This window comes from Inquilinus limosus DSM 16000, from assembly GCF_000423185.1.
GTDB lineage: Bacteria > Pseudomonadota > Alphaproteobacteria > DSM-16000 > Inquilinaceae > Inquilinus > Inquilinus limosus.
This window is the reverse complement of the sequence record NZ_AUHM01000025.1, coordinates 1-23,971: the sequence shown is the minus strand read 5'-3', so window position 1 is coordinate 23,971 and position 23,971 is coordinate 1. Positions and strand designations below refer to the sequence as shown.

Here is a 23,971-nt window from a genome sequence, read left to right as displayed (position 1 = left end):
TCGGACATGGCGACCCTCGGGCGAATCCGTTTGGACACGGTTGGTTCTTACTAGGACGGGAAACGGACGGACGCCAGAGGCGTTCTCAGACCTCAGTCCCGCAGGTTCTCCGGCCCGAAGGAATGCGGCAGCAGGGCGTCGAGCGTCGTGGTCATGCGCAGCCCCTCCGGCCCGCAGACATGGATCTTCGTGTCGCCGCGGGCGAACTCCCGGATCCGCTGACGGCAGCCGCCGCAGGGCGTGCACAGCAGCGTGTCGCCGGCCTCGCCGCCGACCACCACGATCTCGGCGATCGCCTTGTCGCCCGCCGCGACCATGACGCCGATCGCCGTCGCCTCGGCGCATTGGCTCTGCGGATAGGCGGCATTCTCGACATTGCAGCCGGCATGGATGCGGCCGTCCGGCGTGCGGATCGCGGCGCCGACCGGGAAACGCGAATAGGGCACATGGGCGCGGGCGCGGGCCGCGCTGGCGGCCTGGAACAGCGCCTCGAAGCCGGGATCGCTCATCACTCAGCGTTCCTTGACGTAGGGAATGCCGCTCGCCTTCGGCGCGGTCGCCCGGCCGATGAAGCCGGCCAGCAGGACCACCGTCAGGATATAGGGCAGCGCCTGGATGAACTGCACCGGGATCTCGCCGATGCCGGGAATGACCGTGCCCTGCAGCCGCGCCTCGATCGCCTCCAGAAGGCCGAAGAGCAGGCAGGTGAACATCACGGGCCAGGGCTTCCACTTGGCGAAGATCAGGGCGGCGAGGGCGAGATAGCCCTTGCCGGCGGTCATGTCCTGGCCGAAGGAGGCGTTCTGCGCCACCGACAGATAGGTGCCGGCGAAACCGCAGAGCACGCCGGTGAGGGCGATCGCCCGGTAGCGCAGCCCGGCGACCGAGATGCCGGCGGTGTCGACCGCCGCCGGGTTCTCGCCGACCGCGCGCAGGCGCAGGCCGAAGCGGGTGCGGTAGACGATCCAGGCCACCAGCGGCACCGCCAGGAAGGCGACATAGACCAGGATCGAGTGGCCGGAAATCAGCTCGGACCAGATCGGTCCTATCACCGGCGCGTCCCGCAGCGTGTCGGCCAGCGGCAGAGCGATCTGCTGGAACCGGGCGTCGCCCTCCAGCGGCGGGGTCTGGCCGCCGCGCTGGTACCAGGCGATCCCCAGCGTCACCGTCAGGCCTGAGGCCATGATGTTGATGGCGAGGCCGGAGACCACCTGATTGCCGCGATGGGTGATCGAGGCGTAGCCGTGCAGCAGCGCCAGCGCGACCGAGACCACCACGCCCATGCCGAGCCCGGCCCAGGCCGAGCCGGCATAGGCGGCCATGGCGGCGGAGGCGAAGGCCGCGGCCAGCATCTTGCCTTCGAGCCCGATATCGACCAGCCCGGCCCGCTCGGCGAACAGGCCGGCGAGGGCGGCCAGGATCAGCGGGGTCGAGGTGCGGATCGTGGCGTCGAGCAGCGCGATGATGTCGAGCAGGGTCACGAGCCGGCCTCCCGCGCCGCCCGCAGCGCCGGCTCGCGCCGCCGGAACAGCGCCTCGATCCGCGGCCGGAACAGGTTCTCCAGCGCGCCGGCGAACAGGATCACCAGCCCCTGGATCACCACCACCATCCAGCGCGTGATCTCCGGCATGTCGAAGTTCAGCTCGGCCCCGCCCTGATAGAGGGCGCCGAACAGGAGGGCCGCGAAGATGATGCCGAAGGGATGGTTGCGCCCCATCAGCGACACGGCGATGCCGACGAAGCCGGCGCCGGCGACGAAGTTCAGCAGGATGCGCCGCTGCACCCCCATGATCTCGTTCAGCGCGATGAAGCCGGACAGGGCGCCCGAGATGCACATCGCCAGGATGATGATGCCGGCGACCGAGATGCCGCCATAGACCGCCGCGCGCGGGTTCAGCCCGACCGTCCGCAGGGCATAGCCCCAGCGGGTGCGCCAGACGAAGATCCAGACGAAGACGCAGCAGGCCAGCGCCCACAGGAACGACAGGTTCAGCGGCAGCCGCCGCATCCGGATCCCGAACCAGGACAGGACCTCGCTGATGGTCGGCAGCACGGTGCCGGCGGCGAAGGCCCGGCTCTCCGGCGACTGCTGGCCCGGCGCGATCAGCACATGGACCATCAGATAGACCATCAGCGACGAGGCGATGAAGTTGAACATGATCGTCGTGATGACGATGTGGCTGCCCCGCTTGGCCTGCAGATAGGCCGGGATGAAGGCCCAGGCGGCGCCGAACAGCGCCGCGGCGACGATCGCCAGCGGCAGCACCAGTATGAAGGGCAGGAAGTCGAGATAGAGGCAGACGAGGCCGACGCCGAGCCCGGCGACATAGGCCTGCCCCTCGGCGCCGATGTTGAACAGCCCGGCATGGAAGGCGACCGCCACGGCCAAGCCGGCGAAGATGAAGTTGGTGGTGTAGTAGAGCGTGTAGCTCCAGTTCGCGAAGCTGCCGAAGGCGCCCTTCAGCAGAAGGCCCGCCGCGCGCACCGGGGTGTAGAGATAATCCGCCCCGGGCAGCGTGCCGTCGGCGTACTGGCCCCAGTAGATGACCAGCACCACCAGCCCGGCGGCGACGAAGGCGAGGATCAGGTTGACCGCGGGGATCAGCCCGATCGACACCCAGCGCGGCACCGCGGCCGAACGGCCGAAGGCGCTCATTCCGCGGCCTCCTGCTGGACGCCGGCCATCATCAGGCCCAGCGATTGCTCGCTGGCGCCGTCGGCCGGAACCTCGCCGACGATCATGCCGTCGAACATGACGAGGATGCGGTCGGCCAGGGAGCGGATCTCGTCGAGCTCGACCGACACCAGCAGGATCGCCTTGCCGCTGTCGCGCAGCGTCACCAGCCGGCGGTGGATCGCCTCGATCGCGCCGATGTCGACGCCGCGGGTCGGCTGGCCGACCAGCAGCACCTTCGGGTCGCGCTCGACCTCGCGGCCGACGATGATCTTCTGCTGGTTGCCGCCGGAGAAGTTGGCGGCCCTGAGATGCGGGTTCGGCGGCCGCACGTCGTAGTCGCGCATCAGCCGCTCGCAATGCGCCACCACCTTGCGGCCGTCGGTCATCACCGCGCCGTTGTAGGCCGGATCGGCGTGATGGCCGAGGATCGAGCATTCGGCGGCGGTGAAGGCGGTGACCAGCCCCTCGCGGTGCCGGTCCTCCGGCACATGGCCGACGCCGAGGCCGCGCAGCGTCCCGGCATCGACATGCGGCAGCGACGAGAGGGCTGTGCCGCCCACCACGATGTCGCCCTTGGCCGGCCGCACCATGCCGGCCAGCGCGGCCAGCAGCTCCGACTGGCCGTTGCCGGAGACGCCGGCGATGCCGACGATCTCGCCGGCCCTGAGGGCGAAGGACACGTCCTTGACCCGGCGCACGCCCTGGCCGTCGACGACGTCGAGGCCGCGCACCTCCAGCAGCGTCTCGCCCGGCCGGGCCGGGGTCTTATCGACGCGCAGCAGCACCTTGCGGCCGACCATCAGCTCCGCCAGCTGCTCGCGGCTGGTCTCCTTCGTCGCGACGTTCGCGACGACGCGGCCCTGCCGCATCACCGTCACCGCGTCGGTGATCGCCATAATCTCGCGCAGCTTGTGGGTGATCAGGATCACCGTCTTGCCCTGCGCCCGCAGCGCCGCGAGGATGCGGAACAGGTGGTCGGCCTCCTGCGGCGTCAGCACACCGGTCGGCTCGTCCAGGATCAGGATGTCGGCGCCGCGGTAGAGTGCCTTCAGGATCTCGACCCGCTGCTGCAGCCCGACCGGCAGGTCGCCGACCACGGCGTCGACCGGCACCTCCAGGCTGTATTCGCGCTCCAGCCGCTGCAGCTCCGCCCGCGCCCGGGCCTTGCCGCCGGCCAGGAGGGCGCCGCCCTCGGCGCCGAGGATCACGTTCTCCAGCACGGTGAATGGCTCCACCAGCATGAAGTGCTGGTGCACCATGCCGATGCCGGCCGCGATCGCGTCGCTGGAGGAGGTGATGCGCTTGGCCTGGCCGTTGACCAGGATCTCGCCGCTGTCGGCCTCGTAGAAGCCGTACAGGATCGACATCAGGGTCGACTTGCCGGCGCCGTTCTCGCCGATGATGCCGTGGATCGTGCCGGGGGCGATCGTCAGCGAGACGTCCTGGTTGGCCCGGACCGGGCCGAAGCTCTTGTTGATGCCGCGCAATTCGATGGCCGGCGGCCCCCCCGCGAGGGAACCGCCGGCCGCCGCGGCGCGGGTCACGCCGTCATTGTCCATCTGCGCTCGGGCGCCGCCGTCACAGCGGGCAGGAGTTGTTGGTGCGGTAGTCCACCACCTGGATCGAGCCGTCGATGATGCCCTTCGCCGCGGCGTCGACCTTCTCTTTCATCTCCGGCGTGATCAGCTTGGCGTTGTTGTCGTCCAGCGCCCAGCCCACGCCGTCCTCCTTGAGGCCGAGCACCTTCACGCCCGGCTTCCAGCTGCCGTCCTGGGCGGTCTTGAACACGTCGTAGGCGGCGACGTCGACGCGCTTCAGCATCGAGGTCAGGACCGAGCCCGGATGCAGGTGGTTCTGGTTGCTGTCGACGCCGATCGACAGCTTCTTGGCGTCGGCCGCGGCCTGCAGCACGCCGAGGCCGGTCGCGCCCGCCGCGGCATAGACCACGTCGGCGCCGCGATCGAACTGGCTGCGCGCCAGCTCGCCGCCCTTGGTCGGGTCGTTCCAGGCGGCCGGGGTGGTGCCGGTCATGTTCTGCAGCACCTTGGCGTTGGCATTGGCGTGGTGCACGCCCTGGACGTAGCCGCAGCCGAAGGCGCGGATCAGCGGGATGTCCATGCCGCCGACGAAGCCGACCGTGCCGGTCTTCGAGGCGAGGGCCGCCAGCACGCCGACCAGGAACGAGCCTTCCTGCTCCTTGAACACGATCGACTGGACGTTCGGCTTGTCGACCACCGCGTCGATGATCGCGAACTTCGTGTCCGGGAACTCGTCGGCCACGATCTCCAGCGCCGGGGCCTGGGCGAAGCCGACGGCGATCACGACATTGGCGCCGTTCTCGGCCATGCGGCGCAGCGCCTGCTCGCGCTGGGATTCGTTGGTGACCTCGAACTCGGCGATCTTGATGCCGGTCTCGTCGGACCACTTCTTCGAGCCGTTGTAGATGCCTTCGTTGAAGGAGCGGTCGAACTTGCCGCCCATGTCGAAGACCACTGCCGGCTTCACCTCGTCGGCGAAGGCAGCCCCGGCCACGAGCGCCGTGGAGAGGGCGAGGGCGGAGAGAAGCTTTTTCATTGTTGGAAGACGCTCCCTGTCGAACCAAGAGTCAGAACATATCTGCCATGCGCATGGGGCGCCAGCGCCGCGAGGCGCCGGAGGTCGGGGCATGGACGGAGGATATGGAGCAGGCCGGCCGCGCGGTCACGGTGTCGGATGCCGTCGTCATCATCTCTCCCAGGGGCTCGATCCCGGACTCCGGCCGGGAGACGACGAACCGCAAGCCTCGCATGGCGCCGCGACCGGATTCTCCGGCATCGGCGCCGCCTCTCCTGGAGTCGAACCGTAACGAAATCCTGACCAAACGGTCAAAGCAAAATATGCGTCGAAAATCAGTATTAATATCGGACAAAAGGCCCATGCCCGGGGCGACCCTGCTTGCAGGATCTCATCGACATTTGCCGTCATTGCGAGCGCAGCGAAGCAATCCAGGGCCGTTTGGCGTGGCCCCTGGATTGCTTGGTCGACTTCGCCTCCTCGCAATGACGGTTTCTCGTGGCCCGCCGAGACTCAACCGTCCAGGGCCGAGGCAGGAGCCGCTGTTGCGGGCGCGGTCGGGTCGTCGGCCGCCACGGCCACCAGCCAGTCGCGGAAGGCGCGCACGGCCGGGCGGTCGATCGCATCGGTCCGGCACAGGAAGTGATAGGCGTAGTCGGCCACCTGGCTGTCCGGGAACGGCCGGACCAGCCGGCCGCTGGTCAGGTCGTCGGCCATGATCGAGCTGCGGCCGAGGGCCACGCCCTCGCCGGAAGCGGCCGCCTCCAGCATCATGTGGCTGTCGCTGTAGCGCGGCCCGCGCCGGGGGTCGACATCGTCGAGCCCGAAATGCAGCAGCCATTGCTGCCAGGTGACCCAGGGCTCGTCGTCCCCGGTCAGCACGTCGTGGATCAGGGTGTGGTGGCGCAGATCCTCCGGCCGGCGCAGCGGGTTCGGCCCGTCGCGCAGCAGCTTCGGGCTGCACACCGGGAACACCTCGTCGTCGAGGAAGCGCTCGACATAGAGGCCGGGCCAGCCGCCACGGCCGTAGCGCAGGGCGATGTCGACCCGCTCGCGCCGGAAATCCACGGCCTGGTGCTGGGCCTGGACCTCGATCTCGATGCCCGGGTTGAGCCGCCGGAACTCGCCCAGCCGCGGCAGCAGCCAGCGCACGGCGAAGGAGGGCAGCACGGTGACCGACAGCACGGTCTGGCCGCCATCGGCCCGGACCCGCGCCACCGCCTCGGCCAGGCGGTCAAAGCCGCGGGTGAGCTGCGGCGCCAGGGCCTGGCCCTGCTCGGTCAGCACCAGCCCGCGCGCCAGGCGCTGGAACAGGGGGAGTCCGAGATGGGCCTCCAGCGCCTTGACCTGGTGGCTGACCGCGGCGGGCGTGACCGCAAGCTCGTCGGCCGCGTCGACGAAGCTGAGATGGCGGGCGGCGGCCTCGAAGGCGCGGAGGGCATTGAGCGGTGGCAGGCGGCGCGCCATCGGTCCGGGCCGGTCAAGCAATAGTTTTTCTAAGCCATAGCACGAGAAAGCCTCGTTTGTCGAAGCGAGAACGAAGGCGCAACTATCAGGGCGAAGGAGGCCGCTTCCCGACGGGCCGGCCGCCTCCGAAAGCAAGGAGAACCGCCATGTCCATCACCGGACTCTCGCTCACCACGTCCCGCGACGCCACCGGCGGGGGCCTGGTCCTGCGCCTGCTCGACCGGCTGCTGGATTGGCAGGACCGCGAGCGGCAGCGCCGCCACCTGTCCACCCTCGACGACCACATCCTGGCCGATGTCGGCCTGAGCCACGGCGACGTCGAGGCGGAGGTCCGCAAGCCGTTCTGGCGCGCCTGACCTCGAGCGGCCCGCTGGAGGGAGCTCTTCGGAATTCCGAACATCGTTATTGCGAGCGCAGCGAAGCAATCCAGAGGCAGCACGCACCGGCCCCTGGATTGCTTCGTCGGCTTCGCCTCCTCGCAATGACGGCGAGGGATGCGCATTGTGAAGAGGTCTCGTCAGAGCTTGAGAATGTGCAGGCCTCCCGTCCCTGTGAACACGAACAGGCGGCGGCCCGGCATCATCCGCAGCCGGCGGGCCTCGGCCGGAAGGTGATATCGGTTCAGCAGGGTCGGCTGGCGCGGATTGCGGACATCGATCTCCTCGACATCACCGTCCTCCGCGACGAACACCGTCCCGGAGCCGAGCGCGATCGCCGGACCACCCTGGCCGGCCGCGTAGAACCCGACGCGGACCGGCCGGCTCGGCTGGTTCACATCCAGGATATGGAGGCCGGTTGAGCATCGCAGATGGATGGTCCTGGCGTCGTCGCTGGGGGCCAGGTCGCTCGAGAACGCGCAATCGTCGGTGTAGCGTCCGATCTCGCTGATCTGCGAGGGGTTGCCGACATCGAAGATGCGCAGTCCCCCCGCAGGACCGCCGGCGGCGTCCGGCGCGGTGGCCGCGAAGAGCAGCCTTCCGGCCAGCTGCAGCCGCTCGACACGGGTGTCCACCGGAATCGAACCCCGCACGACCGGACGGGCAGGGTTCGACACGTCGACGGAGGTTACCGAGCCCCCGTTCGTGGCTGTGCCGAGATAGACATGCCGGCCTTTCCCCGCGATCGCGGAGGAGAACTCGGCGGGCAGCCGCCCCAGTTCGCGCGGCGACGACGGATTGCTGATATCGACGACGATCAGCCCGTAGCCCCAGGCCGCCAGATAGGCCCGCCTGCCATCGACCGACATGTCCTCGAAGGCGCGGGCCTGCTTGGCTTTCGGCAGGTCGGCGTAGAACTTCCCCGTCGGCATGAGATCATCGTCGTTGGCCGAGCTCAGCCCATAGACGTTCTGGAGCAGGACCAGGTTGCGGTCGATCAGGGCCGCGTCCCTGACATCGGCGCCGCCGATGGTGTCGACGACGCTGGCCAGGCGGGGGGATGCCGTCCTGCCCGTGTCGAAGAGAGCCAGCTGATCGGTGCTGGTGGCCACCCATCCCCATTGGCCCTGCACGGTGGTCGTTTCCGCGGCGAAGGCATTGTCGAAGTCGGCGCGGCCGATCCGGCGGACCGGCAGGCGCAGGCTCCAGACGCTGACGCCGGATGCGCCGAAGCCGTAGGCCTTGTCGCCGGCGATGAAGCCGTTGAAGAGAGCTTCCCCCGGCGCCGCGCTCCCCCACAGCAGCGGCGGACCTCCCCACGGCGGCAGGTAATACAGATTGACGCTCAACCCAAACCCCACCGCGAGCGGCCAGGAGAACTGCAGGCGGAAATTGTCGAACCCGTCCAGGTTCTCGTTGGTGATCCTCTTGGGAAAGCTCTTTCGACTGTTGTCGAAAACCTGCAGCAGCGTGTCGCCCAGCCAGGTCCGGCCGGCCGTGAAGATGCGGCTGCCGGCCATGCCGACCACATCGGCGGGGCCGCTCTCGACCACCCGGACGGCTTTGGGGTAGAGCGGATCGGCCAGGGAGTGGACGACCAGGCCTCTTTCGCTGTCGAACGCGTAGAGAAAATCCCCATCGATCGAGATCGCGGTGATGGCCTCGGGCGATGCGCTTTTCCGAAGGATGCCGCCGTCGATCAGCCTTGGTCTCCCCGGATCGAGGAGGGAATAGATGGCCAGGCCGGAGCTGCCGTCTTGCCGTCGCCAGCTTGCGTAGAGATACCGGCCGCGGGATGCGATCGCGGTGATGACGCCGGCGAGCGGCTGCCGGCGCGTGTCGCCGGCCAGCCGGGGCGCCTCCGGAGTCCGGTAGTCCCATGCCGATATGGTGGATCCGGCCGGAAGATAGACGAAGTCGCCTCGCTTGAGGGGGACGCCGATCTGGCCGCCATAGGCCGTTTGATTGGCCCGCATCGCCAGATCCTGCGAATGGGCCAGGGTCGCGCCGGAAATCGCGAGGGCCAGCGTGAGCGCTATATGTTTTGAATAACGAAGTGTCTTCTGCCACACACGCTCCGATAAACTTGTCGCTTCAGAGTCCCCCACGATCGGCTCCTTGTTGATTGGGTTCGTTTTGGCAGGCGCCAATACTCGGTATTGAGGTCATTGAACCGTCATGGCGAGCCCCGAACGGGCGTGGCCATCCAGGGCGGCTCGCCTCCCTCGGACTATTCAATCTCGAAAACGTCGAAATCTATGGATCTGGCGGCGAAATGCCGATCCGCAGATTCGGATATGGATTTCACCATTACAAATGAAACGAAATCTGACAAGCGGATTTGACGGAACAGAAGGTGGTGGATGGAGATCTATTCAATATTGCTCAAAATTAGATTCTTTTATCGTCAATCATGGTTCTGTTTTGGCTTGTTCGGCAGCCTGCCGAGGGGCGAGGGCTCGCCATGACGATCGATGCGTCTCATGGATGATCACGCCGCATGGCGCCGGTCGGATCGGATGCTAAGCTGATCCCATGACCGAAGGGATCGTCGATCACACCGAGACGCTGGCCGAGGAGATCGCCAACGCGGTCACCCACGGCGTCGGCGCCGTCCTCGCCCTGGCCGGGCTGGTGGTGCTCCTGGTTTTCGCCAGCCTCAATGGCGGTGCGCTCGAGATCGTCAGCCTGGCGATCTACGGCGCGACGCTGGTCCTGACCTATGTGTCGTCGACCCTGCTGCATGCGGCGCGCACGGCCCGGTTCAAGCATGTCTGCAACCTGCTCGACCATGCCTCGATCTACCTGCTGATCGCCGGCACCTATACGCCGTTCCTGCTGCTCGGCCTGCGCGGCACCTGGGGCTGGGCCCTCTTCGCGGTGATCTGGGCCTTGGCCGTCACCGGCGTGGCGCTGCGCCTGACCTGGCGCCGTTACGGCCGGCATGTCGCGCTGCCGCTCTATCTCGGCATGGGCTGGCTGATCCTGGTCGCCATCGGCCCGGTCTGGTCGTCGCTCGGCGGCGCCGCGGTCGGCTGGATCGTGGCCGGCGGCCTTGCCTACACCGCCGGCGTCGCCTTCTATGTCTGGGAGCGGCTGCCGTTCAACCACATGGTCTGGCACCTGTTCGTGCTGGCCGGCAGCGCCCTGCACTTCACCGGCATCATGGTCACCGTCGTCCCGCGCGGCTGACCCGCTGCCCCTCGCAGGATCTTTGCAGCGGTTACGCAAGGGCTCGTCAAGGCAAGCCCCGCAGGGGCGTTGCCATCCAGCGACTCCGGCCCGGACCGCCGCGACGTCGTCGGCGTGCGGCCGATCGTGCCGGCGCCGGCGCGACGGGGCTGGCACGAATCTGCCGCCATCGCCATTCTGTCGCCGGGACCACCAGCGGGCGAGGGGCAGGTGAGCGAACGGCCGGACGACATCTTCCAGGAGGACCTCGATCCGGCGCCAACCCGGCGCGGCTGGGGCGCGCGGCTGGGCGGCCTGTTCCGGCGCAGGGCCGCCGGCGAGGGCGTCCCGCCGGCCGCACCGCCGCCATCCGGCGGCCGGCGCTGGTCCCGGGCGCTCGCCTGGGGCATCGGCGGGCTGGTGGTGCTGTTCGTGCTCTACATGGCGATCGGCGCCTTCGTCGTGCATGCGATCGACGACGATCCGGACTTCGCCGCGGCCGCGCCGGTGGCCAACGGCAGCCGGGCGGTGGACGTCGCCACGGCCCTGATCGAGCGCGAGACCGGCGGCACCCATCGCTGGACCGCCAACGACCCGTTCTTCCTGCCGGGCTGGCTGCTCGACAACATGCCGAACTACCAGCAGGGCATCATCTACGCCCTGTCGCGCTTCACCGCCGAGATGGGCGACCAGATCGGCCGCTCGCGCGGCTCGTCCCAGATGGACCCGGATCTTGACCGCGCCACCGGCCTCCTGCGCTATCCCGGCACGATCTGGCTGTTCGACCTCAGCACCTCCTGGGCCCCGACCGCGTCGTCGGAATCGCAGTACCGTGCCGCCGCCCAGGCGCTGCGCCGCTACAACGAACGGGTCGCCGCCGGCACCGCGCCCTTCGAGCGGCGGGCTGACAACCTGCTGCAGACGATCGACCGCTTCGCCGCCGATCTCGGCTCGCAATCCTCGGTGATCGCCGACCATATCGAGGCCAGCCGCGGCTGGCTGATCGACACCCGGGCCGACGACATCTTCTATGCCACCAAGGGCCGGCTCTACGCCTACTTCCTGGTGCTGCGGGCGCTGGGCCAGGACTTCCAGGGGGTGATCTCCCAGTCCGGCGCGACCAGGATCTGGGACGAGATGGTCGACAACCTGCGCGAGGCGGCGGAGCTGCGGCCGCTGGTGGTGATGAACGGCCGCGCCGACGCCATGTTTCAGCCGAACCACCTGGCGGTGCAGGGCTTCTTCCTGCTGCGCGCCCGCACCCAGATGCGCGAGCTGTCGAACGTGCTGCGGAACTGAGGACCGGATCTTAAGATCGACTCCTGGATCCCTTCCCGTCATGGCAAGGAGCGAAGCGACGTGGCCGTCCAGGGCCGCTTGCACTGGCCCCTGGATGGCCACGCCCCTGCGGGGGCTCGCCATGACGATCCATGATTTCCGGCCTATCAATCCTGGCGTCCGAACGGCCCCAGCGCGGCGGCGTGCCGCGCCACCAAGTCGAGGCCGAAATCGGTCGGGCGCAGGGCCGGCGCCCGGTCGTGCACCGTCAGGCCCAGCCGGGCGGCGAAGAGGCGCTTGCCGTAGCAGATCAGCGTCTCGATCGACTGCATGACGAAGACGATCGACGGCGCCACCCGGGCATAGGCCGCTGCAGCGCCTGTTTCATCCCCGGCCTCGTGCAGCCGCTGCAGCGCCACCGCATGGTCGACCGCGTCCGGCGCCAGGAGGAAGCCGCTGCAGCCGGCCCGCAGGCTGTCGATCATCTCCAGCCCGCCACGGCCGTTGAACACCCGCAGCTTTCCCTCGGTGGCGGCGATCAGCCGCTCGATCTCGACCGCCGACCCCTCCGCCTTGATCAGCGTCATGTTGGCGTGGCGCCGCATCAGCCGGGCGATGTCGTCGGCGGCCAGGCCCCGGCCGAGATATTGCGGCGCGTTCTGGATCGCCACCGGCAGCGCCGTCGCCTCCATCACCCGGCTGAAGAAGTCCAGGTACTCGCCGGCGCCGTAGCTGCCGGCCGCGGGCGGCTGCAGGATCAGCCAGCCGGCCCCGGCCGCCTCCGCCGCCCGGACCATGGCGACCTGCTCCGCCACCGACGGGCCGAAGATGGTGAAGCCGACCGGCACCCGGCCGCCGACATCCTCGGCCACCCATTCCATCACCGCCCGGCGCTCGTCGAAGCTCAGCTTCGCCACCTCGGTAGCCAGGCCGAGCGCCGCGATGCCCGCAACCCCGGCGTCCAGGCAGGCCTCGGTCTGCCGCCGCATGGCGGCGCGGTCGAGCCGCTCCTCCGCGTCGAAGAAGGCGTAGAGGATGGCGTGGATGCCGGATGCGGTCATGGCGGTCTCCCTGGTTCTTGCCGTTCTGGAACACGACGGCCGGGCGCGCAACCGATGTCAGGCCGGCCCCGGCGGCGCCGCCGCGTCGCCCGCCTGCTCGCGCAGCCGCTCGGCCAGGTCGGCGAGGTTGTCGCGGATCTGGGCGAAGGTGAAGGCGATGGCGAAGGCCTGGCCGAATTCGCGGCCGTCCAGCCCGTCGCCGCCGGTTCCCCGCAGGGCGTCGACGCTGCTCTGCAGCGCCGCGACGGCCTGGTCGAGGGCGCTGCCGTCGCCCGGCGCGGCCCTGGCCTCCAGCGCCGCGGCCAGGGCGGTCATCCGCTTCTTCGCCGCCGTCACCGCCTGATCCAGCGTCGCCGCCAGCGCCGCCTGGAGCGGCGCCGAGAGCGGTGTCTGGGCGGCCCGGACCAGGATGATCTCGCTGTGCCAGAGGCGGCGGATGGTGCGGATGATCGGCGCGGGGTCGAGGTGATCCGGGATCGCTCCGGGCCGTTCCCGCCGCGCCTCGTCGATCTGGCCGTCGCCCTTGCGCAGCAGCTTGCGGATGCGCTGGTTGAGCGCGGTCGGGTCTTCCCCCGAACCGGCCAGCCGCCCGGCGATCAGGGTCAGGAGCGCGGCGCACTGGCCGAGGAGCTCGGCGCCGGTGTCGCGCAGATGGTCGCCGGCCCGGGCCGGCAGGATCAGAAGGGCGGCCAGCACGCCGACCACGGCGCCGAGGCCGATCTCCGCCACCCGCTGGAAGGCGGCGCCCAGCGGGTCGGCATGGCTCGGGTCGGACAGCATGACGATCGCCGCCGTGACCGAGCCGAGCCGCAGGCTGGGCCGGCGGGCGGCGATGTAGACGGTGGCCAGCATGACCAGCAGCAGCACCGCCCCGGTCCGTAGCGCCGAGGGGCCGGACGCCACCGCCCCGACCACCCCGAAGGCGGCGCCGAGCATGGTGCCGAGCAGCCGGTCGATCGTCGCGCTCAGCGTGGCGCCGAGCGTGGCCTGCATCACGATCACCGCCGTCAGCACCGACCAGTAGCCCTTCGGCAGCCCGAAGGCCTCGGCCAGGGCATAGGCAGCGACGGCGGCGACGGCGCCGCGCACCGCCTGGCGCAGATGGATCGGGTCGAGGCGGGGGCGGGGCAGCTGAATCATGGCGACTCCGGCGCGGTCCGGAGAAGCATGCCAGAGAGCGGCGATCGGCTGCAGCCACGGTTCGGTGAAGCTGAAAAGCACTCGCAATCGCAATTGCTGCATGGTACCCAACGCCGGTTCACGAGGAGGGTCCGCGATGCGATCGGTCTTGTCGTTCCTTGCGGCGGCGGCTCTGAGCTTCATTGCCGGCGCGGCCGTGGCGGCCGGGGACAAGATCACCGTCACCGATCTCGCCGGCCGCACCGTCGAGGTGCCGAGGAAGGTCGAGCGCATCCTGCTGGGCGAGGGGCGGCAGATCTACATCGTCGCCGCGCTCGACCGCGAGAACCCGATCGGCCGCATCGCCGGCTGGAAGGACGAGTTCGAGCGCTCCGACCTCGACACCTACAGGCTCTACCAGGCGAAGTTCCCCGGCATCGACGCCATCCCGGACATCGGCGACCCGGAGGAGGGGACCTTCAACACCGAGCAGGCGCTGGCGCTGAAGCCCGACGTGCTGTTCCTGCTGCTGGGCCAGAAGCCCGCGGCCGAGGAATCCGGGCTGATCAAGACGCTGGAGGGCGCCGGCATCGCCACCGTCTTCATCGACTTCCGGGACGAGCCCTTCACCAACACCGAGCCCAGCGTGCGGCTGTTCGGCGAGATCCTGGGCCGGCAGGACCGGGCCGAGGAATTCATCGCCTTCTTCCGGCAGCAGATGGACCTGGTGCAGGACCGGCTGGCCAAGTCCGACGCGCCGAAGCCGAAGGTGATGATCGAGCGCGCCGCCGGCACCGGCTGGGGCGCGGAATGCTGCGCTTCCTTCGGCGACAACAATTTCGGCCGCATGGTGCGGATGGCGGGCGGCATCAACATCGCCGCCAACCTGATCCCCGGCACCTTCGGCGTGCTGAACCCGGAGCAGGTGACGGTCGCCAACCCCGACGTGGTCATCGCCACCGGCGCCAACTGGTCCCAGTTCGTGCCCGATGGCGGCTGGGTCGGCCTCGGCCCCGGCGCCGACCAGGCGAAGGCGAAGGACCGGCTGGCGGCGCTGGTGCGGCGCCCGGCCTATACCGGCGTCAAGGCGGTGGCCGGGGGCCGCGTCCACGCCATCTGGCACCAGTTCTACGACAGCCCCTACCAGTTCGTCGGGGTGCAGCAGATCGCCAAATGGCTGCATCCGGATCTCTTCGCCGACCTCGACCCCGAGGCGACGTTCCGCACCCTGCACGAGCGCTTCCTGCCGATCCCGTACCAGCCGGGCTACTGGGTCTCGCTGAGCCCGGCAGGCTGAGAGTCACGATATGGCCGATCACGCCGTCCCGATCCCGATCGACACCCATCTGCGGTCCGGCCGCGCCGCCTATCGCAGCCTGGCGCGGCGCAAGCTGCTGCTGCTCGCCGCCCTGGCCGCGGCGCTGCTGGTCAGCCTGGTGCTCGACATCGGCATCGGCCCGGCGCGCTACGGCGTCGGGGAGGTGGTGTCCGCCCTGGTCTCGCCGTCTGACGTCCCCGCGACGCTGCGGGTGGTGATCTGGGACATCCGCCTGCCGGTGGCGCTGATGGCCGTCGTGGTCGGCGCCGCCCTGGCGGTGGCCGGCGCCCAGATGCAGACGGTGCTGAACAACCCGCTGGCCGACCCCTTCACCCTCGGCATCTCGGCCGCCGCCAGCTTCGGCGCGGCGCTGGCCATCGTGCTCGGCGTGGCGCTGATCCCCGCCCTGACCGACGTCATGGTGCCGGTCAACGCCTTCCTGATGGCGCTGGTGGCGTCGCTGGGGCTGCATGCGCTGAGCCAGCGCCGCGGCGTGACGATGGAGACGGTGGTGCTGCTGGGCATCGCCATCGTCTTCACCTTCAACGCCCTGCTGTCGCTGCTGCAATATGTGGCGTCGGAGCAGGCCCTCGCCGCGGTGGTGTTCTGGACCATGGGCAGCCTGGGCAAGGCCAGCTGGGGCAAGCTCGCGGTCACCGCTGCGGTTCTCGTGGTGCTGCTGCCGCTGATGGCGCGCCGGGCCTGGCAGCTGACGGCGCTGCGCCTGGGCGAGGACAAGGCCCGCAGCTTCGGCATCGATGTCCGGCGCCTGCGGCTGGAGACGATCCTGGCGGTCAGCCTGCTGGCCGCGGTGCCGGTCGCCTTCGTCGGCACCATCGGCTTCGTCGGCCTCGTCGGGCCGCACATCGCCCGCATGCTGATCGGCGAGGACCAGCGCTTCTTCCTGCCGGCCTCGGCCCTGGCCGGGGCGCTGATGCTGTCCGCCACCTCGATCGTGTCGAAATCGATCGTGCCGGGCGTGATCTTCCCGATCGGCGTGATCACCGCCCTGGTCGGCGTGCCCTTCTTCTTCAGCCTGATCCTGACCAGCCGGCGCCGCGCATGGCAATGACCCCCGTGACCTTGGAGCTCCGCGACGTCTCGGTCGCCTATGGCCGCCGGGCGGTGCTGCACGGCATCACCACCCCGGTGATGGCGGGCGGCGAGGTAACCGCCGTGATCGGCCCGAACGCGGTCGGCAAATCCAGCCTGTTCCGCCGCATCGCCGGGCTGATCGGCGGCCCGGGCGAGGTGCTGATCGACGGCCGCCCGGCCGGCAGCTGGGCTCAGGGGGACCCCAGCCGGCCCTGCCACCTGCCGCAGGAGACGGCGGTGAACGCCGTGCTCACCGTGCTCGAATCCGTGCTGCTGGCGCGCAAGAGCAGCGCCGGCTGGCGGGTGGACGACAGCGATCTCGATGCCGTCACCCGCACCCTGGCGCTGCTCGAGATCGACGACCTCGCCATGCGCAACCTGGGCGAGCTCAGCGGCGGGCAGAAGCAGCTGGTCTCGATCGCCCAGGCGCTGGTGCGCGACCCGCGGATCCTGCTGATGGACGAGCCGACCAGCGCGCTCGACCTGCAGCGCCAGGTCGAGGTGCTGAGCCTGGTCCGCGACCTGGCGCGCAGCCGGGGCCTGTGCGTGCTGATCGCGCTGCACGACCTGAACCAGGCGGTGCGCTTCACCGACCGGGTGCTGGTGCTGCAGGAGGGCCGCGTCGCCGCCTGCGGCGAGCCGCGCGCCGTGGTCACCGCCGAGATGCTGCGCCGGGTCTACGGCGTCGAGGCGCGGATCGAGACCTGCTCGGACGGCATGCCGATGGTGCTCGCCGACCGCTCCACCCGCCGGCGCCGCATATCGCTCGACCGGCTGGCGGCGGAATAGCAAAAGGCCCGCCATGGGGCGGGCCTTGCATCTTGGAGCATAGGGCCGTCAGGCGGCCAGCTTCTCCTCGGCGTCCAGCGTGGCAGCCACGGCGTGGATCACCGCGGCGATGCGGATCACGGCCTGGACCACGTCCTTGCCGACGCCCTTCTTGGCCACAACCTGCTCATGGCTGTCCATGCACATGCCGCAGCCGTTGATCGCCGACACTGCCAGCGAGTACAGCTCGAAATCCACCTGGTCGATGCCCGGGTTGGCGATCGCGTTCATGCGCAGCCGCGCCGGCATGGTCGCGTAGTCCTTCTCGGACACGAGGTGGGTGAAGCGGTAGTAGATGTTGTTCATGCCCATGATCGCCGCCGCGGTCTTGGCGGCGCCCTGCGCCTCGGGCGACAGGTGTTGCGCCGCCTCGGCGGCGATCGCCTTGATCACGGTGGCGTTGCGCGAGGCATAGGCGCTGGCCAGGGCCGAACCCCAGATCTGCTGGGCGGTCACGCCGGGCGGGGTCAGGACCGAGGACAGGTTGAGCTTCAGATCCTTGGCGTAGTCGGGAAGGGCGGCCTTCAGCGTGTCGATCGACATGGGGGCTCCGGCGGAATGTCTGGTCTTGAACAAGGCGACGGCCGGTCCGGGGCAGGACCGGCCGCGCGGAAGGAAGGGCCGGGGATCAGGCGGCCTTCAGGGTCTCCTCGCCCTTCTGCCAGTTGCAGGGGCAGAGCTCGTCGGTCTGCAGCGCGTCGAGGACGCGCAGGACCTCCTGCGGGTTGCGGCCGACCGACATGTCGTTGACCGAGACGAAGCGGATGATGTTGTCCGGGTCGACGATGAAGGTGGCGCGCAGGCAGACTTCCTCGGTCTTCTCGAGGATGCCGAGGGCGCGGCTGAGATCCTTGCGGATGTCGGCCAGCATCGGGATCGGCAGCTCCTTCAGGTCGGCGTGATTCTGGCGCCAGGCCAGGTGCACGAACTCGCTGTCGGTCGAGACGCCGTAGACCAGCGCGTCGCGGTCGGCGAAGTCGCCGGCCAGCTTGCCGAACGCCGCGATCTCGGTCGGGCAGACGAAGGTGAAGTCCTTCGGCCAGAAGAACACGACCTTCCACTTGCCCTTGCTGGCGGCGCGGTCGATCTGGGTGAAGGCGTTCTTCGGGTCGGTCGAGACGACGGCCTGGAGCGAGAAATCCGGGAAGGTGTCGCCGATGGTCAGCATGGGCATCTGGAGAGGCTCCGTGGGTTCTGTCGTAGGCTTCGTGTTTGCAGTGCAGCGGAAATGATTTCGCGCTGCAGCAAGCAGATAGCAAAGCGGATTCCCATAATCCAATCGATTGTTCCGAGGATTATGATAGGTTGAACCTATGAACCAACCGATCACCCTGCGGCAGCTCCGCTACGTCGTCGCCGTCGCCGACACGCGGCATTTCGGCCGGGCCGCCGCCGCCTGTCATGTCAGCCAGCCTTCGCTCAGCGCCCAGGTGCAGGCGCTGGAGGAGATGCTGGGCGGGCCGCTGTTCGAGCGATCGAAGCGGCGGATCATCCTGACCCCGCTGGGCGAGGCGGTGGTCGCGCGGGCGCGGCGAATCCTCGCGGAGACCCAGGACCTGCTGCTCGCCGCCCGCGACCAGGCGGCGCCCCTGGCCGGCGACTTCCGGCTCGGTGTGATTCCGACGCTCGGCCCCTATCTGCTGCCGCGGCTGATGCGCATGCTGCGCCGCAACTTTCCCGATCTGCGCCTGTATCTGCGCGAGGACCTGACCGACCGGCTGGTGGAGCGGCTGCGCCGCGGCGAGCTGGAAGCGGCGCTGCTGGCCCTGCCGATCGAGGATCCGAAGCTGGAGGCGCTGCCGGTCTTCGACGAGCCCTTCCTTCTGGCCGTTCCGAGCGGCCATCGGCTGGCCCGGGCCAACCGGGTGACGCCGGGCGACTTGGCGGGCGAGCATCTGCTGCTGCTCGAGGACGGGCACTGCCTGCGCGACCAGGCGCTGGAGGTGTGCCGCAGCGCGGCGCGGACGGAGGAGGACGCCTTCGGCGCCACCAGCTTGTCGACCCTGCGGGAGATGGTGGCCGGGCGGATCGGCATCACGCTGCTGCCGGCCCTGGCCTGCACCGCGCCGACCACAGCCGACAGCGACATCGCGCTCCGGCCCTTCGACTCGCCGGCGCCGTCGCGCCGGATCGGCCTCGTCTGGCGCCGGGGCGCGGCCCGGCGAAGCGAGATCGAGATGCTGGCCGAGTTCCTGCGCCGGCACCTGCCGGAAGGGGCGGTGGCGATCCCGCAGGACGAGCTGCCGGGGGAGGGCGGCGCCGGGCCGGAGCGGAAGGCGGCCGGCTAAGCGGCGCGGGGCAGCACCTGCTCCAGGAAGCGGGTCTCGGTCTTCGGATCGAACGGCCACCGTGCCCCGGTCTCGGCCAGGAAGGCCTCCGCGGCGGCGGTGACCTCCTTGCCGCCCAGCCACCATTCGGCTTTGCGGACGACGCCGTCCCGATCGCGCTCGATCACCGCCGGCCCATCGGTGCGGTGGCGCTGGTTGTACCGGTACCAGCGCTCCAGCCGGCTGCCGTCCCGGCCGTAATGGACATAGGCGGGACCGTCCTCGCGATGGGCTTCGTCGGCCACGAACCACCATTCGAATTTCGGCGTGCCGTCGGGGTGGTAGACGGTCACCGCCGGCCTCTCGGTCTGGTGGTAGCGCCCGGCCCGATACCAGTCCTCGCGGCGCACCGCGCCGTTCTCATGATACTCGACGCGTGCCGGCGCCGCGTCGCGGTGCAGGCGATAACCGGCCTCGTCGCCGCCGAAGCGCTTGTACCAGCGCTGTTCCATGATCTGCTTGGAATCCAAGGCGTAGATCGTCTCGCAAGGGGTTTCGTCGAACAGCGTGCCTCCGGCCTGCGGCGCCGGGGCTTTCTCAAGCGCCATTGCTCGTCCTTCCGCTGGGACTCGGTGGGATTAAAAAGAATCCGTGCCAAGAAACGAGATTATAGACAAGTCGAATGAATATAACAGAGAAATTCAATCAAATTTTATACAACTTTTGATTCGCGGCTTCAGATTGCCGTTGCCGCAGCAACTCGGGCCTTTTCAGGCTCTGGATGCGAGGTGGCGGCGGTCGGATCTGCATGAAATGCATCTCCAGGTTGTGGCAATGAGTCGCGGGCCCCTGCCTCAGTAATCCCACTCCATCGTCACCCCGACGGCGCCGCCGCTGTCGCCGCCGACCTCGGCCTTGCCCTTGATGTGGTCGGTCACGTCGATGGTGACCGTGGCCCGGGTGCTGCCAGCGTCGATGCCCTGCTCCACCCCGACCCGGACGCCCTTGGTGAGGTAGCGCCCGAGGCCGATGGCCGATCCGCCGGAGGCGTCGGTGTTGAAGTCGAGCTGGTCGAGGCCGAGCGACTTCTGAAGGCCGCCGAGCAGGCCGCCCGAGCCGCCGCCGACGCCCGCCAGCTCCGCCGCGGCCTGGGCCAGCTGGATCGCCTGGGTCGGGCTGAGCTCGCTGGTCGCCTGGCCGAAGAGAAGGCGCGACAGCACCTCGTCCTGCGGCAACTCGGGTGTCGAGCTCAGCGTCAGCTCCGGCTTCGAGGCGTAGCCGCCGACCTGGATATGGGCGACGACGTCGCCGGCCCGGGACGAGGCCAGGAAGTCGAGCCGCGGATCCAGGTCCCCGCCGTCGAAGGTGATGCGGCCGCGCTCGAAATCCAGCCGCTGGCCGAATTTCGCGATCGAGCCGCGCCGCATCTCGAAGTCGCCCTGGATGTCGGGCGTCGAGGTGGTGCCGACGATGCGGATCTGGCCCTGCATCTCGGCATCGATGCCCTGGCCGCGGATATAGAGCTGGTTCGGCGCGTCGACAGTGATGTCGAGGCTGATCTGTGACGGCGGCTTCTGCGGCTCCTGCCGGGCCGATGCCCGGCGGGCGGGCGGGGGCTGCTGATCCTTCAGCCGGGCCGCGATCTCCGGCGGCGCGTTGATCTGGCGCACCGGGATCGGCGTGACCGAGACCGGGAAGCTGTCCGGGATCTGGATCACCGCCTGGCGCAGCTTGATCGAGCCTTTCAGCAGCGAGTCGGCCGACAGGTCGCCCGACATCGTCAGGTCGCTGTCGGCATGGACGGTGGCGAGGTCGCTGGAGACCAGCAGCGCATTGCTGGTCTGAATCCGGACGTCGATCGGCAGGCTGCCATTCGCGCCCAGGGTGACGCTGCCGCTGCCGCTGATGGTGCCGCCGCCCGGCGTCTTCGCCGACAGGCTGGTCAGGCGAAAGCTGTCGCCGGCGCCGGTGACCGTGGCGTCGATGTTCTGCAGCCGGACGCCGTATTCCGAGTTCTGGTAGCTGCCGTTGCGCAGCGTGACCGTGCCGGAGGCCTGCGGCCTCTCGGGCGTGCCCTCGATCCTGACGTCGAGCGACAGCGGCCCGCCGATGCGGTCGGCGCCGGCGGCGAGGAAATCGTTGAACATCGCCAGCTCGACCTGGCCCCTGGCCGAGGCCGAGAGCCGGCCGCCGCCCAGCGGCACCGTCCCCTGCAGGTCGAGCCGGGCGCGCCCGGCGGTGACCCGGCTGGTGACGGTGACGCGTCGGCCGCCGAGCGTGCCGTCGGCGGTGGCGTCGACCGCCGGCAGGCCGGCGGTGTTCAGCCCGCCCATCTTGGCGCCGGAGACCTTCAGCGAGAACTTACCGCCCGGGTCGGCGGCGCTGCCGGTGATGGTGGCGTCGCCGTCCAGCCGTCCCTGCAGCTCCAGCCCCGGGCTGGCGATCGAGGCCAGGCCGAGCGGCAGACGGGCGATGCGGGCGCGCAGGTCCAGCGCGTCGCCGGCGCGGCCGGACAGGGTGACGCTGCCGCCGCCGCTGACGGCGAGGTCGATGGTGCCGAGATCGACGCCCGCGGCGCCGGCGCGGATGGTGGCGGGCTTGCTCAGGGTGACGGATTGCCCGGACTGGCGGATCGCCAGGCTCTTCAGCCCGACCACGGTCTCCGCCCCGTTCAGCCCGATATCGGCCGCCATGTCGGCGGTGCCGTAGCCGGTCGCGGCCTGCAGCTTCAGCGCCAGCTGCTGCATGGTGCCGGCGACGGTCAGCTCGGCCCGGCTGATCGGGGTGCCGCTGGCGGTGGCGTTGGTGACCAGCAGCCGGCCGTCCTGGATGCGCCGGCCGTCCGCCATCGGGTCGAGCACCGTGCCGGTCAGCCGGATCTCGCCGAGCTGGGCGGTGTCGGCATAGGCGACGCGCCGGGCGGTCAGGTCGATCTTGGCGCCGGCCGCCGGGTCGAGCGAGAGCGTGGCGTCGAGCTGGCCGCGCAGTGCCTGGCCGATGAAGGCGCCGACGACGCCGAGATCGGCGACGGCGAGGCGGACGGTGCCGCCGACCGGTTTGCCGTCCGCCGACACCGCGGCGTTGCCGTCGGCCTTGATGCCGGCGACGTCCAGCACCAGCGTGCTGACATCGATGCCGCCATCCGGCTTCTGGGCCAGCACGATGTTGCCGGTGGCCGGCTTCTTGTCGACCGTCCCGGCCAGCTTCACCGTGCCGGCCGGGGCGGCGGGCAGGCCGGCGGCGTCGATATCGACGGTCAGGTGCTCGACCGTGTGGCCGGCGCTCTTCACCCCGTCGGCGACGACCTGGCCGCGGACGCCGAGCGCGCCGATGCTGCCGGACAATGTGGCGTCGACCGACACCGCGCCCTCGACGCCGGGGGCGACCGCGGCGAGCGAGCCGAGCGCCGCCTTGACCGTGCCCTGGATCGCGTCGCCGTCCAGAGTCCCGGCGGCATCGAGCGAAGCCTTCTCGCCCTTCACGCTGATGCCGGAGACGGTGATCTTGCCGCCGGCGTCGCGGTCCACCCGGCCGGTCAGGGTGGTGCGCCGCCCCAGCACCGCGGCAGTGGGCGTCGCCTCGACATTCGCCTCGCCGATGGCGCCGTCCCATTCCAGGGTGGCGGTGCCGTCCGCGGCCAGCATCGGCCTGACCGTCAGGTCGAGATTGCCGGCGATCTGCTGGCCGACCAGTCCGGAGAAGCGGCCGAGATCGGCGGCGGTCAGGCGCAGCGTGCCGTCGCCGGAGGGCGCCATCGCGTCGCCCCGGCCGCTGGCGGTCAGCACGGCGTTGTCCAGCCGGGTCTCCAGCCGGTCGATCACCGCCTTGCCCGACTGGGTGGCGCTGCCGTCGAGGCTGAGCTGCAGCGTATGCCCGGCCGCCGCCTCGAGTTGCGGGTCGCCCAGCGCGAGTCCGTCGGCGGAGGCGGTGACGCGCAGCCCGATCGGGGCCTCGGGGTCGGACAGCGGGCCCTGCGGCGTGGCCGTCAGGTCGACCGCCAGAGTGCCGGCGCCGTAGGGCGCCTGGCGCAGCCCGGCGCCGCGGATCGCGGCCACGACGACCGGCGCATCCAGCGCGCCCTTGGCGGTCCCGTCGACCGCCAGCGAGTCCCAGCCGGCGCCGGGCGGCAGCAGGGTGGCGAAGCCCGAGGCGGCGCCGGCCTGCAGCTTGTAGGCGAGATCCACCTGGTTGCCGGTCGGGTTCAGGCTGCCGGTCACCGACACGCTGCCGGCGGCGGCCGCGGCCTCGAGCTGCCGGATCGTGATCGGGCCGGCATCGGCGATCTCCGCCTCGGCCTTCAGCGTCGTCCGGCCCTGCAGCAGGGCGGCGATCCCGGCCGGCGCCAGCCGGGCGGCGTCGGCGCCGAGATCGACGGTCAGGCGCCGCCCGCCCTCCCGGGGTTCGATCCGGACGCTGCCGTCGACCCCGCCGAGGTCGCCGACCTTGCCGGCCAGGGTGGCGCGCCAGTCCGACAGCGTGCCGGTGCCGTCGAGCCGCAGGTCGACCGGCGGCTGCCCCGGGAACTGGGCCATGGTGGCGATGACGCCGCCCGGCGGCTCCTGCACCGACACGGCGACGTCGAGCTGCTCGGTCGACGGGATGAAGGCCAGCCGGGCGGTGATGTCGCCGGCCGTGCCGTCCAGCCGGCGGACGGCGATGTTGGCCGCCAGGCCCTGCGACGGGTCGCCCAGCTGGGCGTCGCCGGACACGCTCAGCGTCGCCGCCATCCCGGCGACGGCCGGGCCGATCGCGATGCGGTC

The 23,971-nt window shown here is 70.1% G+C and carries 20 protein-coding genes; 7 read left to right on the top strand and 13 right to left on the bottom strand.

Annotation, left to right across the window (positions count from 1 at the left end):
* Positions 1 to 92: 92 nt before the first annotated feature.
* From G537_RS0121240 to G537_RS39125, 6 genes are all read right to left on the bottom strand, one after another.
* Positions 93 to 509, bottom strand: a complete 417-nt coding sequence (locus G537_RS0121240) for a cytidine deaminase (protein ID WP_026871827.1) — start codon at positions 507 to 509, stop codon at positions 93 to 95.
* 3 nt (positions 510 to 512) lie between these two features.
* A complete protein-coding gene (locus G537_RS0121235; protein ID WP_211230451.1) occupies positions 513 to 1,481 on the bottom strand; it encodes an ABC transporter permease in 969 nt (322 codons plus the stop codon).
* Entirely contained in the window at positions 1,478 to 2,656 is a 1,179-nt protein-coding gene (locus G537_RS39130) for an ABC transporter permease (RefSeq protein WP_034852522.1), read from the bottom strand. Before G537_RS39130 ends, G537_RS0121235 begins: the two co-directional genes overlap by 4 nt.
* Positions 2,653 to 4,236, bottom strand: coding sequence for an ABC transporter ATP-binding protein (locus tag G537_RS0121225; RefSeq protein ID WP_051248793.1), 1,584 nt, complete (start codon positions 4,234 to 4,236; stop codon positions 2,653 to 2,655). The genes G537_RS39130 and G537_RS0121225 overlap by 4 nt, the downstream gene beginning before the upstream one ends.
* A 19-nt stretch (positions 4,237 to 4,255) precedes the next feature.
* Positions 4,256 to 5,251: a BMP family lipoprotein gene (locus tag G537_RS0121220; RefSeq protein WP_026871824.1), complete on the bottom strand. Its 996-nt coding sequence runs from the start codon at positions 5,249 to 5,251 to the stop codon at positions 4,256 to 4,258.
* Positions 5,252 to 5,743: 492 nt separating this feature from the next.
* Positions 5,744 to 6,697, bottom strand: a complete 954-nt coding sequence (locus tag G537_RS39125; protein ID WP_051248792.1) for a transcriptional regulator GcvA — start codon at positions 6,695 to 6,697, stop codon at positions 5,744 to 5,746.
* Between the two features lie 146 nt (positions 6,698 to 6,843).
* On the opposite strand from G537_RS39125, the gene G537_RS0121205 reads away from it, so the two are divergent.
* Positions 6,844 to 7,053 carry a DUF1127 domain-containing protein gene (locus tag G537_RS0121205; RefSeq protein WP_026871822.1) on the top strand — a complete coding sequence of 70 codons (210 nt, stop codon included), beginning with the start codon at positions 6,844 to 6,846 and terminating at the stop codon, positions 7,051 to 7,053.
* 161 nt (positions 7,054 to 7,214) lie between these two features.
* Here G537_RS0121205 and G537_RS0121200 read toward each other — a convergent pair whose 3' ends face one another.
* Positions 7,215 to 9,146 (bottom strand): LVIVD repeat-containing protein, encoded by a 1,932-nt coding sequence (locus G537_RS0121200; protein ID WP_155888708.1) that lies wholly within the window; start codon positions 9,144 to 9,146, stop codon positions 7,215 to 7,217.
* Between the two features lie 463 nt (positions 9,147 to 9,609).
* On the opposite strand from G537_RS0121200, the gene trhA reads away from it, so the two are divergent.
* Together trhA and G537_RS39120 are read left to right on the top strand one after the other, a co-directional pair.
* The gene (trhA, locus tag G537_RS0121195; RefSeq protein ID WP_026871820.1) at positions 9,610 to 10,266 is read left to right on the top strand and encodes a PAQR family membrane homeostasis protein TrhA; all 657 of its coding nucleotides are present in this window, start codon (positions 9,610 to 9,612) and stop codon (positions 10,264 to 10,266) included.
* 210 nt (positions 10,267 to 10,476) lie between these two features.
* On the top strand, positions 10,477 to 11,544 hold the full coding sequence (locus tag G537_RS39120) for a DUF2333 family protein (protein ID WP_051248790.1): 1,068 nt from the start codon (positions 10,477 to 10,479) through the stop codon (positions 11,542 to 11,544).
* Between the two features lie 146 nt (positions 11,545 to 11,690).
* Here G537_RS39120 and G537_RS0121185 read toward each other — a convergent pair whose 3' ends face one another.
* Positions 11,691 to 12,584 (bottom strand): dihydrodipicolinate synthase family protein, encoded by an 894-nt coding sequence (locus tag G537_RS0121185; protein WP_026871819.1) that lies wholly within the window; start codon positions 12,582 to 12,584, stop codon positions 11,691 to 11,693.
* Between the two features lie 57 nt (positions 12,585 to 12,641).
* Positions 12,642 to 13,724 (bottom strand): FUSC family protein, encoded by a 1,083-nt coding sequence (locus G537_RS39115; RefSeq protein ID WP_162146135.1) that lies wholly within the window; start codon positions 13,722 to 13,724, stop codon positions 12,642 to 12,644.
* Positions 13,725 to 13,860: 136 nt separating this feature from the next.
* Here G537_RS39115 and G537_RS0121175 point away from each other — a divergent pair, with 136 nt between their 5' ends.
* Genes G537_RS0121175 through G537_RS0121165 form a run of 3 tightly spaced genes read left to right on the top strand, consistent with a single transcriptional unit; the run spans position 13,861 to position 16,905 of the window.
* Positions 13,861 to 15,000, top strand: coding sequence for an ABC transporter substrate-binding protein (locus G537_RS0121175; protein ID WP_051248788.1), 1,140 nt, complete (start codon positions 13,861 to 13,863; stop codon positions 14,998 to 15,000).
* Positions 15,001 to 15,010: 10 nt separating this feature from the next.
* Positions 15,011 to 16,093, top strand: a complete 1,083-nt coding sequence (locus tag G537_RS0121170) for a FecCD family ABC transporter permease (protein WP_026871816.1) — start codon at positions 15,011 to 15,013, stop codon at positions 16,091 to 16,093.
* Entirely contained in the window at positions 16,090 to 16,905 is an 816-nt protein-coding gene (locus G537_RS0121165) for an ABC transporter ATP-binding protein (RefSeq protein ID WP_034852521.1), read from the top strand. Before G537_RS0121170 ends, G537_RS0121165 begins: the two co-directional genes overlap by 4 nt.
* Before the next feature lie 48 nt (positions 16,906 to 16,953).
* Here G537_RS0121165 and ahpD read toward each other — a convergent pair whose 3' ends face one another.
* Positions 16,954 to 17,487, bottom strand: a complete 534-nt coding sequence (ahpD, locus tag G537_RS0121160; protein ID WP_026871814.1) for an alkylhydroperoxidase, AhpD family — start codon at positions 17,485 to 17,487, stop codon at positions 16,954 to 16,956.
* 85 nt (positions 17,488 to 17,572) lie between these two features.
* Entirely contained in the window at positions 17,573 to 18,118 is a 546-nt protein-coding gene (locus G537_RS0121155) for a peroxiredoxin (RefSeq protein ID WP_162146134.1), read from the bottom strand.
* A 139-nt stretch (positions 18,119 to 18,257) separates the two neighbouring features.
* Between G537_RS0121155 and G537_RS0121150 the strand changes: the two genes are divergently transcribed.
* Positions 18,258 to 19,232: a LysR substrate-binding domain-containing protein gene (locus tag G537_RS0121150; protein ID WP_081688954.1), complete on the top strand. Its 975-nt coding sequence runs from the start codon at positions 18,258 to 18,260 to the stop codon at positions 19,230 to 19,232.
* Here the strand turns inward: G537_RS0121150 and G537_RS42250 are convergent.
* Positions 19,229 to 19,819 (bottom strand): toxin-antitoxin system YwqK family antitoxin, encoded by a 591-nt coding sequence (locus G537_RS42250; protein ID WP_051248786.1) that lies wholly within the window; start codon positions 19,817 to 19,819, stop codon positions 19,229 to 19,231. The genes G537_RS0121150 and G537_RS42250 overlap by 4 nt on opposite strands.
* A 246-nt stretch (positions 19,820 to 20,065) precedes the next feature.
* Positions 20,066 to 23,971, bottom strand: a 3,906-nt coding sequence (locus tag G537_RS0121140) for a translocation/assembly module TamB domain-containing protein (RefSeq protein ID WP_026871811.1), incomplete at its 5' end; no start/stop codon positions are given.